Origin of the sequence: Pseudanabaena sp. FACHB-2040 (genome assembly GCF_014696715.1) — a bacterium.
Lineage (GTDB): Bacteria > Cyanobacteriota > Cyanobacteriia > Phormidesmidales > Phormidesmidaceae > JACVSF01.
On record NZ_JACJQO010000013.1, the window covers coordinates 64023 to 81171 of the forward strand.

At 53.8% G+C, this 17149-nt stretch carries 10 protein-coding genes; 5 read left to right on the plus strand and 5 right to left on the minus strand.

Annotated elements, in window-relative coordinates:
• Window positions 1-38 precede the first annotated feature (38 nt).
• The 3 genes from H6G13_RS16045 to H6G13_RS16055 all read left to right on the plus strand — a co-directional run bounded on the left by H6G13_RS16045 (window position 39) and on the right by H6G13_RS16055 (window position 9734).
• Complete coding sequence (locus H6G13_RS16045; RefSeq protein WP_190484519.1) at window positions 39-7097, plus strand: response regulator; 7059 nt, start codon at window positions 39-41, stop codon at window positions 7095-7097.
• A gap of 180 nt (window positions 7098-7277) precedes the next feature.
• A complete protein-coding gene (gene glcD / locus H6G13_RS16050) occupies window positions 7278-8747 on the plus strand; it encodes a glycolate oxidase subunit GlcD (RefSeq protein WP_190484521.1) in 1470 nt (489 codons plus the stop codon).
• Between the two features lie 57 nt (window positions 8748-8804).
• Window positions 8805-9734: a sugar ABC transporter permease gene (locus H6G13_RS16055; RefSeq protein ID WP_190484523.1), complete on the plus strand. Its 930-nt coding sequence runs from the start codon at window positions 8805-8807 to the stop codon at window positions 9732-9734.
• Window positions 9735-9862: 128 nt separating this feature from the next.
• On the opposite strand, the gene H6G13_RS16060 is transcribed toward H6G13_RS16055, so the two are convergent.
• The 4 genes from H6G13_RS16060 to H6G13_RS16075 form a co-directional block, all read right to left on the minus strand.
• Entirely contained in the window at window positions 9863-10225 is a 363-nt protein-coding gene (locus H6G13_RS16060; RefSeq protein WP_190484525.1) for a hypothetical protein, read from the minus strand.
• Window positions 10226-10511: 286 nt separating this feature from the next.
• A complete protein-coding gene (ispF, locus tag H6G13_RS16065; protein ID WP_190484527.1) occupies window positions 10512-10994 on the minus strand; it encodes a 2-C-methyl-D-erythritol 2,4-cyclodiphosphate synthase in 483 nt (160 codons plus the stop codon).
• Window positions 10995-11064: 70 nt separating this feature from the next.
• Window positions 11065-11823, minus strand: coding sequence for a tRNA (guanosine(37)-N1)-methyltransferase TrmD (trmD, locus tag H6G13_RS16070; RefSeq protein ID WP_190484529.1), 759 nt, complete (start codon window positions 11821-11823; stop codon window positions 11065-11067).
• 60 nt (window positions 11824-11883) lie between these two features.
• Window positions 11884-12102 carry a hypothetical protein gene (locus H6G13_RS16075; protein ID WP_190484531.1) on the minus strand — a complete coding sequence of 73 codons (219 nt, stop codon included), beginning with the start codon at window positions 12100-12102 and terminating at the stop codon, window positions 11884-11886.
• Window positions 12103-12185: 83 nt separating this feature from the next.
• Between H6G13_RS16075 and H6G13_RS16080 the strand changes: the two genes are divergently transcribed.
• Together H6G13_RS16080 and cphA are read left to right on the plus strand one after the other, a co-directional pair.
• Window positions 12186-13037, plus strand: a complete 852-nt coding sequence (locus H6G13_RS16080; RefSeq protein ID WP_190484533.1) for a cyanophycinase — start codon at window positions 12186-12188, stop codon at window positions 13035-13037.
• A gap of 262 nt (window positions 13038-13299) precedes the next feature.
• On the plus strand, window positions 13300-16014 hold the full coding sequence (gene cphA, locus H6G13_RS16085) for a cyanophycin synthetase (protein ID WP_190484535.1): 2715 nt from the start codon (window positions 13300-13302) through the stop codon (window positions 16012-16014).
• Window positions 16015-16119: 105 nt separating this feature from the next.
• Here the strand turns inward: cphA and H6G13_RS16090 are convergent, their stop codons facing one another.
• Complete coding sequence (locus H6G13_RS16090) at window positions 16120-17145, minus strand: tetratricopeptide repeat protein (RefSeq protein WP_190484537.1); 1026 nt, start codon at window positions 17143-17145, stop codon at window positions 16120-16122.
• Window positions 17146-17149: the final 4 nt, after the last annotated feature.

The window sequence follows — 17149 nt, forward strand, 5'->3', positions numbered from 1 at the left end:
AGGATGCTGGAGGAAGCAACACAAGGGGATATACCGCTATGCTGCCTGAAGATCAAAAGCGAATTTTAGGGTATTTCATTGAGGAGGCGAAGGACCACCTCAATACGATCGAGCAGGGCCTGCTCAATCTCCAGACCACCATTGAAGACCCCGAAATGGTCAATGAAGTCTTTCGGGCAGCCCACTCAGTTAAGGGTGGAGCAGCAATGCTTGGCCTAGAGAGCATCCAGCAAACGTCTCACCGCCTGGAAGACTATTTCAAAATTCTGAAAGAATCTCCAGTTCAGGCAGACCGGGCTCTTGAGTCCATGCTTCTGCAGGTATTCGATGGACTGCAGGAGCAGCTCGAACAGCTGCAGGGGCCTTTCGGTTTGACCGATGATAAAGCCCAAGAGATTATAGCGGCGATTGAGCCTGTCTTTGAGCAGGTACATCAGCATTTGGAGCGGTTGGTGCAGACTGCTAGCGTAGTCCCTGCTAGGCGTTCAGTCGAGCAGCCTGCAGTGCCCACGCCCATAGCGGCTCAACCGGCAACAGCGGTGGCTCATTCGGAAACCAGCGCTCTTCAGCTGGTTTTCAAGAGTGATGTGCCAGCCTACTTGAGAACCATGCTAGGGCTGTTTAAACGAGCTGATAATGGGGCGACTCGCCAAGAAATTCAGGATATTTGTCAGCAGCTCTCTAGAATTGGCGAGCAGTTTGAGCTACCCGCTTGGTGTGCTCTAGTTGATGCTGCTAGACGAGTTGTTGGTAATGAGCAACAGACCTTCCGGACCCTGGCACCGCTGATCATTAAGGAGATTAAGTCCGGGCAGGATCTGGTTCTCACGGGACAGGCTAGCCGCATTACGGTGTCTCTTGTCATGCAGGATCTGCTGCCGCTGGAGCCGCTCGATAGTGCATTTGAAGAAGAGTCTCTAGATGCACTGCTGGAAGAGGCCTTGAGTGACTCGCTTGAGGAAGCCGATCTGACAGATTTGTTTGCTACGGCTGAGGCTGAGCAAGAGGTTGACGCTCTGTCTCTGTCCAGCGCGGATAGCTGGCTGGACGCCGTTGGTCAGTCTGACAGTACTGATGACTCGGACATGGATCTGGCTTCGGTTTTTGAAGATTTAGGGGCCAGCGAAGCCTCAAGCTTTGCAACAGATGAGCCATCTATGCCGGTCCTAGGCACCGGGCCTGAGGTGGGTGCAGCTGAACTAAATAGCTTGGCAGATTTGTTTGAAGGAGAAGTATCAGAGCTAGATGATGTCTGGGAAGAGGAAGAAATTGCCGAGATAGATTCAGAAGATATCAATAATATGGCCTCGGATACCAGTTCTGAGGGTGAATTTGCTGATTTGCTGCTGACTGAGGAAGATGCTGATGCTTTGGGCTCAACTGAAGCAGATGATGAACTGGTCAGCCTTTTTGGCAGCACCCTACTGGACGAACAGGCCAATGGCCTGCCTGAGTTGGAGGTAGTGGAGTTTGCGATCGCATCTCCCCCCCCAAATGCAGTCTCACCAGAAGCAATTTTTGATAGTCGCGATGACAGCACTACAGAAGATTTGTGGGAAGACGCTACAGCAGACACCTCAAATTCTGATGAATCAGTTACGACAGGGGCAGACGATCTCGACATTTTCTTCGATGCATCAGAGCAGTCCCTAGCCGATCTCGCTCCATTGCCAGAGGCGGGCGAAGCTGCTTTCGACGATTTCTTTGCAGAAACAAGCTCTCCACAGACATCTTCAGAAGTCGATCTAGAGCCGCTGTCGGCCCTAAATATAGAAGCTACTGAGGCCAGCAGTTCCACAGTAGAAAACCCTTTTTCTGATTTAGATGTATCTGCTGACCTTTGGGATGAAGGCAGCAGCGAGTTGCCTAGCACTTCAGCAGATTTAACGGCAACTCCCCAGGAAATGTCAGGTTCAGAAATGGATCTGGCGTTTGGTGATTTTGACGATTTAGATCCATCAGTTTTAGAAGACGACCTCACGACCAGCCTAGATTTTGACGAGTTGAGCCTGAGTTCAGAGCCGTTGTCTCCAGCTGACGAGTACGACATTAGCCTGTCAGACAGTCTAGATTTCGGTAGTTTTGAACTAGATCCTGCCGAAGAACCCCCCTCTACGGGTGATGACCTGTCAGACGCCCTGGGGCTACTTGAATTAGATGAAGACCCAGTCTTAACTGGCCCAACGGTCGAAATCTCGGACTTTGATTTAGGGGAAGCTGTCGACAATTTAGAATCGGACTCTGCTTCAACTTCATCAGAGTCGCTGGATTTTGGGTTTGACGATCTCGACCTAGAATCTTCGGAGGTAGAGGGCTCTCTATCTACCGAGGAGGTGCCCGAAACTAGCAGCGATATCAACTTGGGTGCCAGCGCCAACACAGATGAGCCTAATTTTGATCTAGAGGCAGCCCTTACTGATGGTGGGGCCGATAGTTTCGAATGGGAGATAGAGCCAGCTGACGTCGATCTGTTTGAGAACCCAGACAACCTAAACCTAGACCTAAACCTCGATGCTGACTCATCTGCATTTGAGCTGGTTGAAGACGCAGAAACGGGACTACCGTCCTCAAACGTCTCTATGCCTGGAGATCTTAGTGATTTAGATCTGGATTTTGCCTCCAGTGATGATGCTGACGATTTTGCAGGTGCCTTCGGAGTTGAGCCAGCCGCAGCTGAGACTGAGGATCGTTCAACCCTGGGTTTAGAAGTCGATGGCCTAGATTTTAGTGGCGGCCTGGACTTTGATTTAGACCTAGACGACGCTAACTCCACAACAGGCGGTGACTTAGGGGCTGAAACAGACTTCGGTAGCGATTTTGAGGATGCCTTTGAAGTTAAACCAGCCGCGGCTGAAGCTGCCGCTGAGGATCCAATCTTAGGGTCCAAAGCCGAGAACCTAGACTTTGGCGGTTTAGAATTCGACTTAAGCCCAGGTGAAGCTAACCCCACAACAGACAGTGATTTAGGGGCTGAAACAGACTTCGGCGGCGATTTCGAGAGTGCTTTTGGAGCTGAGTCAGCTATGACTGAAGCCGGCACGGAAGATCTTTCGACTCCGGCTCCGGGATTAGAAGCCGAGGAACTGGACTTTGGTGGTGACTTAGACTTCGATTTGGACCTAGACGACATTACTTCCGCAACAGACGGTGGCTTAGGGGCTGAGACAGACATTAGTGGCGATTTTGGCAGTGTTTTCGGAGTTGAACCAGCAGCAACTGAAGCTGGCACCGAGGACCGTTCAGCCCTGGAGCTAGAAGTTGATGGCCTGGACTTTGGTGGTGGCCTGGACCTGGATCTAGACCTAGACGACCCTACCTCCGCAACAGACGGTGGCCTAGGGGCTGAGACAGACTTCAGTGGCGCTTTCGAGAACGCTTTTGGAGCTGAGTCAGCTCCAACTGAATCCGACACGGAAGATCTCTCAACTCCGGCTCCAGGATTAGAAGCCGAGGAACTGAACTTTGGTGGTGACTTAGACTTCGATTTAGACCTAGACGACGCTAACTCCGCAACAGATAGTGGCCTAGAAGCCCAGACAGACTTCAGCAGCAATTTTGGCAGTGTCTTTGGAGTTGAACCAGCAGCAACTGAAGCTGAGACTGAGGATCGTTCAGCTCTGGATTTAGAAGTTGATGGTCTGGACTTTGGTGGCTTGGACTTCGATCTAGACCTAGATGAAGCCAACTCCGCAACAGGCGATGACCTAGGGGCTGAGACAGACTTCGGTAGCGCTTTTGAGAGCGCTTTTGGAGCTGAGTCAGCTACGGCTGAATCCGACACGGAAGATCTCTCGACTCTAGGGTTAGAAACTGATGAACTGGGCTTTGGTAGCAGCTTCAACTTAGACCTAGACGACGCTACCTCCGCAATAGACACTGGCCTAGAGGCTGAAACAGACCTCAGCAGCGACTTTAGCAGTGTGTTTGAAGTTGAACCAGCTGCAGCCGAAGCTGGAGCAGAAGATCTTTCAACTCCGGGGTTAGAAGCTGATGAACTGGACTTTGATAGCAGCCTGGACTTTGATTTAGGTCTGGATGAAGCCGACCCCACAACAGAGGGTGATTTAGCTATTGAAACAGAGTTCAGCCTAGAGCCGGGGCCAGATCTAGGAGATGACTCAGCGTTTAATTTCTCTGAAAGCGATCCATTAGAAGCAGCCTCATCTCTTGAGCTAGATCTAGATCTAGAAAGTCAAGGTGATGAAGACTTCTTCCTAGGAGAAATTGCCGATGAGAGCCCTTTAGAATCAGCTGATGGGCTGTCTTGGGAAGACCTCTCAGCTGAGCCAGCTAACAATTCGGCTCCAGACAGTCTTGTGGTAACCCCTGCCAATAGCGATGGGCTGCCGGCTGACAGTTTATTAAGCGATATTGGTGAGGATTTGTGGGCCACAAGTGAATCTGTGCCCCAAGCTGACCCTGGTGTTGAGAATTTGGATCTGGTTGATTCTTTCTTCGACGCCCCAGAGGTTGACAGCGCTGCCACCACCCCAGATTTGACTGAGGACTTTTTGGCAACCGATACAGACCTAGAAAACTTGCTTCACCCGGAGACAGAAACAGAGGAGTCTCTTACTGAATCGTTTGTAGATGATGGGCAAGCCTTTAGCGAGGCCTTTGCTGAGGAACAACTTCTTGGTTTCCCTGAGATAGAGACCACTGGAGCCGAATATCTCGGAGCTGAAATCGATTTTCTAGATCAAGATGACCTGTCTGAATTGGAGAGCGAAGCCCCTTCTAGCGACGTTGAAGCTGGGCTCGATGCACCCAATTTTGCTGCAGACTTTCTCGCTTTGGAGACTGAGACCGATTCGGGCTTTGATGAGCTGGATCTGCTCTTGAACGATGATGAGCTTGCCCTCAACTCAGAGACAGACCAACCACCCTCGATTGCTATTGAGGAATCTGACAATTTCTCTAACGACTTTTCTGATCTAGATGCCCTGCTAGAGGAAGACAGCAGCAGTAGCAGTTCTACAGGCGATTTTCTCGGCTCGACAGAGATGCTGGAATCGCCTCTGGATAACATTGATGATGAGTTTGAAGATCTCGAAAAACTGCTAGAGGAAGCCGACCAGCTAGGCGGATCTGCGCCTGCCATGGGGCTGCGCCGGTCCCAAGCCGCTGCCGCTCGTCGACTGCCTCGAAGGTCTGGTGTTTTGGCCGACCAGACCATGCGGGTTTCTGTGAAACACCTAGACAACCTTAGCAACCTGGTAGGGGAGCTGGTCGTCAACCGTAACTCTCTAGAGCAGGACCAGGAACGGCTGCGGCAGTTCTTGGATAACCTGTTGTTCCAAGTGCAGCAGCTCAATGACGTGGGGCAACGGATGCGGGATCTCTACGAGCGATCGCTCCTGGAGAGTTCCTTAATCTCGAGCCGACAAGCCTTTCAACCTACAAGAGTCAGCGACAGCAGCCACGCCACTGGGCTCACCTTCGATGCTTTGGAGATGGATCGGTTCACTGGGTTTCACACGCTCTCTCAAGAGATGATTGAGCTGATTGTGCGGGTGCGGGAGTCCTCCTCAGATATTGCCTTCACCATCGAATCCACGGATCAGATCACGCGTCAGTTCCGCCAAGTTACGACCCAGCTTCAGGAAGGGCTAAACAAGGCCCGGATGGTGCCCTTTGCCCAGACAGCTGATCGGCTGCCCAGAGCAGTCCGAGACATCTCCCTGAAATGCGGCAAAGAGGCCAAGCTGGTAGTTGAGGGACGCGACACCCTGATCGACAAAATGATCCTGGAGCGGCTCTATGACCCTATGACCCACTTGGTCAACAACGCCATTACCCACGGCATCGAGACTCCTGAGGAAAGGCTAGCTGCCGGCAAGCCGAGGGAAGGCACGATTACAGTGCGGGCGTTCTACCAGGGCAACCAAACCGTCATTTATATCGCCGATGACGGGGCAGGCATCCATGCTGACATGGTCAAGGAAAAAGCTGTCAAGCGGGGTCTAGTGACTCCAGCAGAAGCTCGCGCTATGACCAAGCTGGATGTGTATGAACTCCTCTTTTTACCTGGCTTTAGCACTCGCGACCAGGCCGATGACTTTGCGGGTCGGGGAGTGGGTATGGATGTGGTGCGAACCACCCTTTCAGAAATCCGGGGGTCGGTGACCATTGACTCTGAGATGGGTAAAGGCACCAGCTTTACCGTCCGGCTACCGCTGACGCTCAGTATTTCAAAGGCGTTGAGCTGCGTTAACAACCAGGCCCGGATTGCCTTCCCCATGGATGGGGTCGAGGACATGTTCGATGCGCCCCGAGAGCGGGTTCAGGCAAACGACCAAGGTCAGTCGTGCATTCTCTGGCGCGATACTTTGCTGCCCTTCCGGCCTCTGTCGGACCTGCTGCAGTTCAACCGCACTATTGGCCGAGGCCGAGTCTATGGTGGGCATCAGGAGGATGACATTATCTCCATCGTGGTTCTGCGGAGCGCTAATGCTTTTATTGCTCTGGAGGTCGATCAGGTCATCGGGGAGCAGGAAATTGTGATCAAGCAGTTGGAAGGGCCTGTTCCTAAGCCCACCGGCATTGCTGGCGCAACTGTCCTCGGAGATGGCCGGGTTATGCCCATTGCTGACGTGCTGGAGCTAATTGATCTATCAATGGGTCGGGTACGCCGAGATCCTTCGGTTTCTCTATGGGCTCAGTCTGAGGATGACCTGCCGCCCGTCTCAGAGGCCCCAGCCAAGGCCGATCCTACAGTGCTGATCGTGGATGACTCGATTACGGTTCGCGAACTCCTGTCGATGAGCTTTAACAAGGTGGGTTACCGAGTTGAACAGGCGCGTGACGGTCAGGAAGCTTGGGAAAAACTGCGATCGGGCCTGCCCTGTGACCTCGTCTTCTGTGACATTGAAATGCCGCGTATGGACGGGCTAGAGCTGCTTTCTCGCATGCAGAAAGACAGTGCCCTCAGCCATATTCCAATCGCTATGCTGACCTCGCGAGGCGCAGATCGACACCGGCAAATGGCTGTTGACCTGGGAGCAAAAGGTTACTTCACGAAACCCTACCTAGAAGAAATGTTGCTGGATGCGGCCCAGCGCATGCTGAACGGAGAAGACATGGTAGGACCTAAGTAGCTAACGCTGACCTGCTCAGCTATAAGTTCTAGGGCCAGATTAGGCTTGTAGAACCTTAATCGATCTAATTCGTGGAGATGGACCGGGAGTACTACTTGGGTGCTCGCGGCCCACCCACACAGCTTTGCTGGGATTTCTTAAACACGGTAGGATCACGGGTATCTGTAAGGGAATCGACCTATGGTAGCTGCGCTCCAAACCCGCCACTGGGAGCCTGTGGTTCGCGACTTTGTCAGGGCTTTGGGAAAAGATCGGGTGATTCGTCGCAAGGAGGAGCTGCTGGTCTATGAGTGCGATGGTCTGACGAGCTATCGGCAGCGGCCTGCGGTGGTGGTGCTGCCCCGGTCACCGGAAGAGGTAGCAGAGGCCATCAGTATTTGTCACCGCTACCGGGTGCCGTTTGTGCCTAGGGGAGCTGGTACAGGGCTTTCAGGGGGTGCTCTGCCGCTTGAAGATGCGGTGCTGATTGTGGCGGCAAACTTGCGGCAGATTCTGGAGATTGATCTGGAGAACCAGCAAGTAGTTGTGCAGCCTGGGGTAATCAATAATTGGGTCACTCAAGCTGTTAGTGGAGCAGGGTTTTACTACGCGCCTGACCCTTCCAGCCAGTCGGTTTGCTCGGTGGGCGGCAATATTGCGGAAAATTCTGGTGGGGTGCACTGCCTGAAGTACGGAGTGACGACGAATCATGTTCTGGGCTTAAAGCTGGTTTTGCCGACCGGAGAGGCAGTCGAGGTGGGCGGTAAAGTGCCGGAAATGCCGGGCTATGATTTGACCGGTGTATTTGTAGGCTCGGAGGGAACGCTGGGAATCGCAACAGAAATTACCCTGCGTATTCTCAAATCGCCGGAGTCTGTTCGGGTACTGCTGGCAGACTTTACCAGCGTGGAGGCGGCAGCAGCAACGGTTTCAGACATCATCAGTGCAGGCATTATTCCGGCCGGGCTGGAGATGATGGACAACTTTAGCATTAACGCCGTAGAGGATGTGGTGGCGACCCGCTGTTATCCCCGCGATGCCACGGCGATTTTGCTAATTGAAATTGATGGTCTAGAGGCGGAGGTAGCGGCAAATTGCGATCGCATCACCACCCTTTGCTACCAAAACGGAGCCCGCAACGTCACCAGCGCCACTGATCCCGAAGAGCGGCTGCGTCTATGGAAAGGCCGCAAAGCTGCTTTTGCAGCCATGGGCAAGCTCAGCCCCGACTACTACGTTCAAGACGGCGTAATTCCCCGTACTCAGCTGCCCTATGTGCTCCAGGAGATTGAGGCGCTGGGGGAAAAACATGGCTACCGGGTTGCTAACGTCTTTCATGCAGGAGACGGCAATCTGCACCCGCTGATTCTGTACGACAACAGCCAGCCAGGACAGCTAGAAGCAGTTGAAGCGCTGGGCGGCGACATTCTCAAACTCTGTGTCAAGGTTGGCGGCAGCATCTCTGGGGAGCACGGGGTCGGAGCAGACAAGCGGTGCTACATGCCAGAGATGTTTTCTGAAGTGGACCTAGAAACCATGCAGTGGGTGCGGCAGACGTTTAACCCATTAGGATTGGCCAATCCTACCAAGATCTTTCCCACGCCCCGGACCTGCGGCGAAGCCGCCAGAGCCTCGCTCGATCCCCAGTTTGCTGGAGTCGAGCGGTTTTAGCGTGCAGCCCAGCAACTCTCATTCTTAAGTCTCAGCCTACGCCCAACTAGTTTCGCCATGACAGTAACTCCGGCATCGACCGTGCAGGCTCGCTTTTGGCAGCGGCTTCAGCGAGCCTGCACGCCATATCTGTTTCTTCTGCCTGCCTTAGCCGCCCTAGGGCTAACAGTCTTCTGGCCGGCTCTGCGCGCCTTTTACCTGAGCTTTACCAGCTACGGATTTGATGTAACTCAGGCCCCAGAGTGGGTGGGTGGGCAAAACCTACAGCGGCTTTGGCGCGATCGCATCTTCTGGCAAACCATCCGCAATACGCTAATTTATCTGGTTGGAGTAGTACCGGTTCTGGCTATCGTACCGCTGCTGCTGGCAATTTTGGTAAACCGGGCTTGGCGAGGTATTCACTGGTTTCGAGTGGCCTACTATACCCCTGTAGTGGTTTCTATGGTGGTAGCAGGCATTGCTTGGCGCTGGCTATATGCTGAAAACGGTCTGTTCAACCAGATTTTGCAGGCAAGTGGGCTGTTCCGCTCAGGACTACCTTGGTTGACCAGTCCTAACCTAGCGCTGTTTAGTGTAATGGTGGTCACCATCTGGAAAGGCCTGGGTTACTACATGGTGATCTACCTAGCCGGACTGCAGTCCATTCCTGCCGATCTATACGAGGCAGCGACGCTTGAGGGATCTGACGGCTGGCGGCGACACTGGGACATTACCTTACCTTTGATGCGGCCATACATCTTGCTGGTTGGGGTGATCTCAGCAATTTCGGCCACCAAGGTATTTGAAGAGGTCTTCATCATGACCCAAGGTGGCCCCCGCAATAGCTCCAAAACAGTGGTCTACTACATTTACGAACAGGCCTTTCAGGAGCTTGAAATCAGCTACGCCTGTGCCATTGGTCTAGCGCTCTTCCTAGTCATTCTGGCCTTGTCTTTGGTACGGCTAATTTTGACGAGGGGTTCTGGTGAAACTACTCCCTATGCCTGAGTTGAGCTGCAGTCTTTAAAAGCAGCAGCGGCTCCTTCCCAGAGTAGGGAGAGAGCCGCTGCTAGAAGGGTATTGGCTGAGCGCCTACCAACTAGAGTTTGGGTCAAAGAAGCTGAGATTAAGAACTGCTAAACAGCTGCAGTAACCTGAACGCCTCGAACCTCAACGTTGGTCGTACCTTCTACCTGCATAGCCAGCTGAATTAGCTGCTCTAGCAGGAACTGACTACGAATTTGACCATGAAGAATCACAACCGAACCTCTCTGCTTTACAGAAAGGCTGGCAATTATCTCAGATCCAAAAGCCTCACAATAGTGAAGCCAAACGCGTTTGGCTAAACCATAGTGGTCATACTCGCCACGAACACCAACCCGCTCAGGGGGAATTGTTTGCAATGGAACACTAGCCTCAGCGTTTCTGAAAGGAGCGGCATAGCAGATGCCGTTAACGACTGCACCAGTCATGACTAAGGAACTCATAAACGCACCCATAGGCGATTACCTCGATGGGAACCTCACAACACAGCAAGCTGATTAGCTAGCCAGGTTGTCTACCTCGTTGTCGCTAACACCAGGTTGGGAACCACAATCAAATACATCAGGCTTAATATACTTAAGCCTTGCATGTAGTGATTTTATATATTTTTAACATCTTAGGGGGGCCTTACGTATTAATACGTATCCTAAAAAACTAAATTTAAAGTTTTTGTAGAGTCCGGCAGGGTGAGCAGAGCGCTGGGTTGGGCCCCCAAATCCGCCCCTCCTAAGCCCCGCTATCCTAAGCAGCCTGCACCAACAGCGCTACTGCGTAGGCCGCAATTCCCTCTTCTCGACCTGTGGGGCCTAGCTTCTCATTGGTTGTGGCCTTGATCCCTACCTGATCAAGGTCGAGCGCTAGAGTCGTAGCCAACTGCGATCGCATTGCCTCAATATGAGGCTTGAGCTTAGGCCGTTCGGCCACCACCACGGTGTCTAGGTTGCCGATATGCCAGCCCTTTTGCCGCACCATCTGGTTGACCTGGCCCAGCAGCTTAAGGCTATCTGCCCCAGCCCACTGCGGGTCATCGGGTGGAAAATAGAGGCCAATATCGCCCAGGCTAAGCGCCCCTAGCAGGGCATCCATAATGGCATGAGTCAGCACATCTGCGTCGCTGTGGCCTAATAGTCCTAGCGAGTGGGGAATGTTTACCCCACCCAAGATTAGGGGGCGATCAGGCACTAAACGGTGAATGTCGTAGCCGTTGCCAATGCGAATAGTCATGGTAAAGCTTACGTAAACTTGTCAGTGAATCTACGGAGAACCCAGGAATATATAACATTGAATTGCCTGATCAATCGTCTGTGCAACTGATCCCAGCGTCAACTGGGTCGGCCTGCTGAGCCCGCCACTGGGCATAGAGATCAGGTCGGCGCTCCTGGGTGCGCTGGATTTGCTGCTCGCGTCGCCACTGTTCAATTGCCTTGTGATTGCCTGACAGCAACACTTCTGGCACCTGCCACTGCCGAAACATCGCAGGCCGAGTGTACTGAGGATAGTCCAGTAGCCCAGCCTCAAAACTCTCGTACTTGAGCGAGTCTTCCTTACCCACTGTGCCGGGCAGCAGCCGAATGACGCCATTCAGCAGCGCTAGGGCCGGAATTTCGCCACAGGTGAGCACAAAGTCGCCCAGAGAAACCTCCCGCGTCACCAAATTGAGCACACGCTCATCTACGCCTTCGTAGTGACCACAGATCAGCACCAGCTGATCAAAGTTCTGGGCCAGTTCCTGAAACAAGCTCTGGGTCATTGTCTGGCCTTGAGGCGTCATCAGGATCACCTGCCGTCGGGGCAGCACCGGCAGCGCCTCTACCGCCGCAAAGATGGGCTCAGCTTTCATTAACATGCCGACACCACCGCCGTAGGGCTCGTCGTCAACCTTGTGGTGCTTGTCGGTCGTAAAGTCTCTGGGATTGGTCAGATGGACAGTGGCAATTTGACGGGCCAGCGCTTTTTCGAGCAGGCCAGAAGCCAAAGGAGAGGTAAAAAAGTCAGGAAATAGCGTAACGACGTCAAACCGTAGGCGGGGATGAGAGAGAGTGGCTCCTGTCATGGGATTTTTACATTGGCTTCCATAGGGGTACAAGACAGGAGACAGCCTGTTCTGAAATAATTAACCCTTGGTTAATCTTGGGTCAGACCCTCGACTCAAGAGGGTACCAGCCAGTTGAATAGAAATGTCCCCCTGGGCAGCCTTAGGAACCTGGATGCTATTCACAACAGATTCCTGGGGTCGTCGGGTTTTGTCTTTCTCAACCGGACTTAATTCTAGCCCTGGCAGCAGGTGCGATCGCGACTGACCACTAGCATGGTGATCACCATCTTCCTCCATACTGTTAACAGGGGAGGAAAGGTCCCGACGAGCACCCGGCATTAACTGGGAACGTGATTTACTGGGGTCACAAGGACTTACCAATGCAGCAATTAGAATCCCTCTCCCTAGAACAACAAATGCCTCTGGTCAAAAATAACGCCATCCTGGTGATTGGCGGCGCTGAAGACAAAGTGCATGGGCGAGAAATTCTCTACACTTTCTTTCAACGTGCGGGCGGGCAGGCAGCCCACATTGGCATCATTCCTTGCGCCTCGCGCGATCCGGTGGCCATCGGCGCTCGCTACCAGCAAATCTTTGAGGAAATGGGAGCGCAGGCCATTGAAGTAATGGATATTCGTGAACGCGACCAGAGCGAAGATCCGGCCTGGAAGACCTCTTTAGAACAGTGCAGCGGTGTCTTTATGACCGGTGGAGATCAGGTGCGGCTGTGCGGGCTGCTGGCCGATACGCCCTTAGTTGAATTTCTGCGGCAGCGAGCCCAAATCGGAGAACTCACCCTGGCAGGCACCAGCGCTGGAGCAGCTGTTATGGGTCACCACATGATTGCCGGGGGCGGCAGCGGCGAGTCCCCTAATCGATCATTGGTAGATATGGCAACGGGTTTGGGCATTCTACCCAACGTCATCGTCGATCAGCACTTCCATAACCGCAACCGCATGGGCCGCTTAATGAGCGCCATTGCCACCCAACCCGACCGCATCGGCATTGGCATCGATGAAGACACCTGTGCCCTCTTCCAGAGCGACGAAGCCTTCCAGGTAATCGGCAAGGGCACTGTTACCGTTATCGACCCCAGTCAGGTAACCCACACCAATGAACCCGACGTCGAAGCTACACAGCCCATCAGCATTCATGGTCTACGGGTTCATGTGCTAATTCACGGAGACAGCTACGATCTACGGCATAGCCGAGTGATCCCAGCCACTACCTAACTGATCACAGACTATTCGACAGGCTGTCTAGTGGACTATTCGGTCGGGCCTGCCACTGCCCCCTCCTGACTTCTGCCGTTGCCCATCCTTGAGCAGGCCGTTGCGATACCGAATTAAATCATTCCGTGTGGTTTAAATCTAAGGACTAGCCCCATAAACTGTTGTTAAACACCGCTTACCTTCCTAGTCTGCTGTTCGCCCGCCGCAATTTTCCTCGTTCTGACTTGCCGACATCCACCCATCACTGGTCAAGCAACCACCCATGAGAATTCTGAAGACCCAAACCTTACGGGGTCCTAACTACTGGAGTATCCGCCACAAGAATCTGGTCCTGGTGCGGCTGGATTTGGAAGATTTAGAAGATCGGCCCTCCGACACCTTGCCTGGATTTCATGAAGCGCTAGCGGCAACCCTTCCCAGCCTGATTGAACATTACTGCTCTCCTGGGGTACGGGGCGGGTTTCTCAGTCGGGTACGTCAGGGGACCTACATGGGCCACATCGTCGAACACGTCGCCCTAGAACTTCAAACACTGGCAGGAATGCCAGTCGGCTTTGGCCGCACTCGCAGCACCAAGGATGCCAGCATCTACCAGGTCGTCTTCGAGTACATGGATGAACAGGCCGGACGCTATGCGGCTCGCGCTGCCGTGCGACTCTGCAACAGCCTGGTCGAAACTGGGCACTATCCGGCTGAAGAGCTAGAAAAAGATCTGGCAGATCTGCGGGAACTTGGAGCCGACGCCTCCCTCGGTCCCAGCACCGAAACCATTGTGAAAGAAGCCGAAATTCGCGGCATTCCTTGGACCCAGCTGCGAACTCGGGCCATGATTCAGCTGGGCTACGGCGTCTTCCAAAAGCGAATTCAGGCGTCGCTCAGCAGCCAAACCGGCATCTTAGGGGTAGAACTGGCCTGCGACAAGGAAGGCACCAAGCAAATCCTCCGGGATGCGGGCATTCCCGTTCCCCGTGGAACAGTTATTTATTTCCTAGATGAACTAGAGGCCGCCATTGAGTCAGTCGGTGGCTTTCCAGTCGTCATCAAACCCCTGGACGGCAACCATGGTCGGGGGATCACCATCAATATCACTGGCTGGCAAGACGCAGAAGACGCTTACGATGCTGCCCGTGAAGTATCGAGTGGTGTGATTGTAGAGCGTTATTACACAGGCCGGGACCACCGGGTGCTGGTGATCAACGGCAAGGTTGTTGCTGTAGCTGAGCGCGTCCCTGCCCATGTTGTCGGGGATGGTCGATCCACTGTTGAGGAGCTGATCGAGCTGACTAACCAGGACCCCCGACGCGGTGAGGGGCATGCCAACCTGTTAACCCGCATCATCGTAGACCGCACGACCTGGCAGCTCCTCGAACAAAAGGGATATACCCTAGATACGGTACTGCCTAAGGGAGAGGTCTGCTATCTGAGAGCCACCGCCAACCTTAGTACTGGCGGTATTGCTATCGATCGCACCGACGAAATTCATCCTCACAATATCTGGCTGGCAGAACGGATCGCCAAAATCATTAACCTAGATATTGCCGGGATTGACATTGTTACCTCTGACATTTCTCGCCCACTGCGGGAGGTCGATGGTGTGATTGTCGAGGTCAACGCGGCTCCCGGTTTGCGGATGCACTTTTCCCCTAGCGAAGGGATTGCCCGCAATGTCGCTGAACCAATCATGGACATGCTGTTTCCGCCAGGCGCGTCTACCCGCATTCCTGTGATATCAATCACAGGCACAAACGGCAAAACCACTACAACTCGACTCACTGCTCACATTTTCAAGCAGACCGGCAAAGTCGTTGGCTACACCACTACTGACGGCATCTACATGGGGGATCATCTAGTTGAGCCCGGCGATACCACAGGCCCCCAAAGTGCCCAAGTCATTCTGCAAGACCCCACTGTAGAGCTGGCCGTTTTGGAGACTGCCCGAGGGGGCATTCTCCGGTCGGGACTAGCGTTTGAAACCTGTGATGTGGGAGTAGTGCTCAACGTCGCTGCCGACCACCTAGGTCTGGGAGACATCGAAACGATTGAGGACATGGCTCATCTCAAGAGCGTTGTCGCTGAAACGGCTCATCCCAGCGGTTATGCGGTTCTGAATGCTGATGACCCGATGGTGGCAGCTATGGCAAAACGGGTCAAGGCCCAAATTGCCTACTTCTCTATGAACCCCCACAGCGAACTGGTGCAGGCCCATACTCAGCAGGGGGGCTTAGCTGCTATTTATGAAAATGGCTATCTGTCGATCCTGAAGGGCGACTGGTTGCTGCGAATCGAGCGGGCCGAAGCTGTGCCTTTGACAATGGGGGGGCTGGCTCCTTTTCAAATTGCTAATGCCTTAGCGGCTAGTTTGGCCGCTTTTGCCCAAGGGATCAGCATTGAGCATATTCGGCAGGCACTTAGCACATTCCAGGCCTCCGCCGACCAGACACCAGGCCGCATGAACCTATTCAACCTGGGTAAGTTTCATGCGCTAGTGGATTATGCCCACAATGCTGCGAGCTACGAAGCTCTGGGTGGTTTTGTCCGCAACTGGCCGGGCAAACGGATTGGCATCGTTGGCGGACCTGGGGATCGCCGCGATGAGGACTTTATCACCCTAGGCAAACTCTCGGCTCAAATATTTGATGAGATTCTTGTCAAAGAGGACGATGACACCCGAGGCCGCCCTCGCGGCGATGCGGCTAAATGGATTGTCCGAGGACTTGAGGAGGTGGACAGCCCATGTGTTTACCAAACTGTTCTAGATGAGACTGAAGCCGTTAACCGGGCACTGGATGAGGCCCCTGCCGATAGTCTGGTCGTTATCTTACCGGAGAGCGTTAATCGGGCGATTCAACTAATCAAGGCGCGCAACCCGCTGCCGAATCCTCAAATCAGCACCAACGGGCTAGCCGGGGCGGAGCGTCCAGAAACAACCGAAACCGCTACGGACACCTCTACTCCCTACGTTGAAGCTAGGGGCTAGCCAATTTGGGAATCAGCCCTCAACCCAGTACGAGCCGTACAGTTTGATGGCCTTGGCCATCAAACTGTACGGCTCTTCTTTCCTCAGACTGTTGGCTGCTGCTGGCTATCTAAGCTGAATCAGACGGTTGGTTAGCCCAACGGCCTGTGTTTGCATGTCGAGCGAACGAGCCAGGGCTAGTGCTCGGCTGTAGGTTTCTTGAGCCGCCGCCACTGCGCCTGTGCGCTCATAGTATTCGCCCAGCCAGGTCAGATTAGTAACGGTCTGTTCGTCAGGTCGCTGCCTGTCTGCGGTGAGGGCGGTGCGCTGGTCAAGGTGGGTGCGGAAGTTGGCCCAATCACCCTGTTTGAGGTAAACGGCCAGCAGCCCATCAAGTGCTCTTATCTGAATGGGGCGATTGTTGGATTCGCTGCCCAGGCGAAGGGCAACGCGGTAGGCTCCAATAGCGTTGCGATCGCGATCCAAAGCCCGATAGACATCCCCAAGCCCATTAGAAGAGTTGGCTTCCCCCAGCGTATCGCCAGTCAAAATGCGGTAGTTGGCCGCAGCCTCAAGATATTGAGTGGCAGACGCTAGATCACTGCGGAGTGCTGCAATCAGACCCAAATTGCTAAGAGATAGCCCTATGCCTGTGGGAGAAGGGATAGCCTCAGCAATTTGTAGCCCTTCGGTGAAAAAGGTTTCGGCGGCAGCAACCTGGTTGTCGCGAATCAGGAGCGTGCCTAGGTTGTTTAGGCCGTAGACGACACCGAGCAGATCGCGGTTGTCGCGTGCGATCGCAATTCGCCGCCGCAAAAGCGGCTCAGCCTCCCGATACCGGCCCAACTCAATGTAGCTCAAGCCAATAGCGTCATAGATTTTGCCCTCAGCGACCGTATCCCCTAAGGCCCCATAGATCTCTGCAGCTCTAAACCACGAGGCTGTTGCCTGGCTGGGCTGCCCCGCCGCCGCCTGTTGCTGGCCCAACTGGTTCCACTGATCAGCCACATCGCGAGCCTGTCCGCCCGTAGCATTAAAGGGGCGAATATCTAGCTGCTGCTCTAGCTCCGCCCCCCTAGCAGGCCCAAAGCCACTACCCACCAGAGAAGCTGTCAGCACACAGCCCCAAGCCAGATTCTTGACAATTTTCATAGCA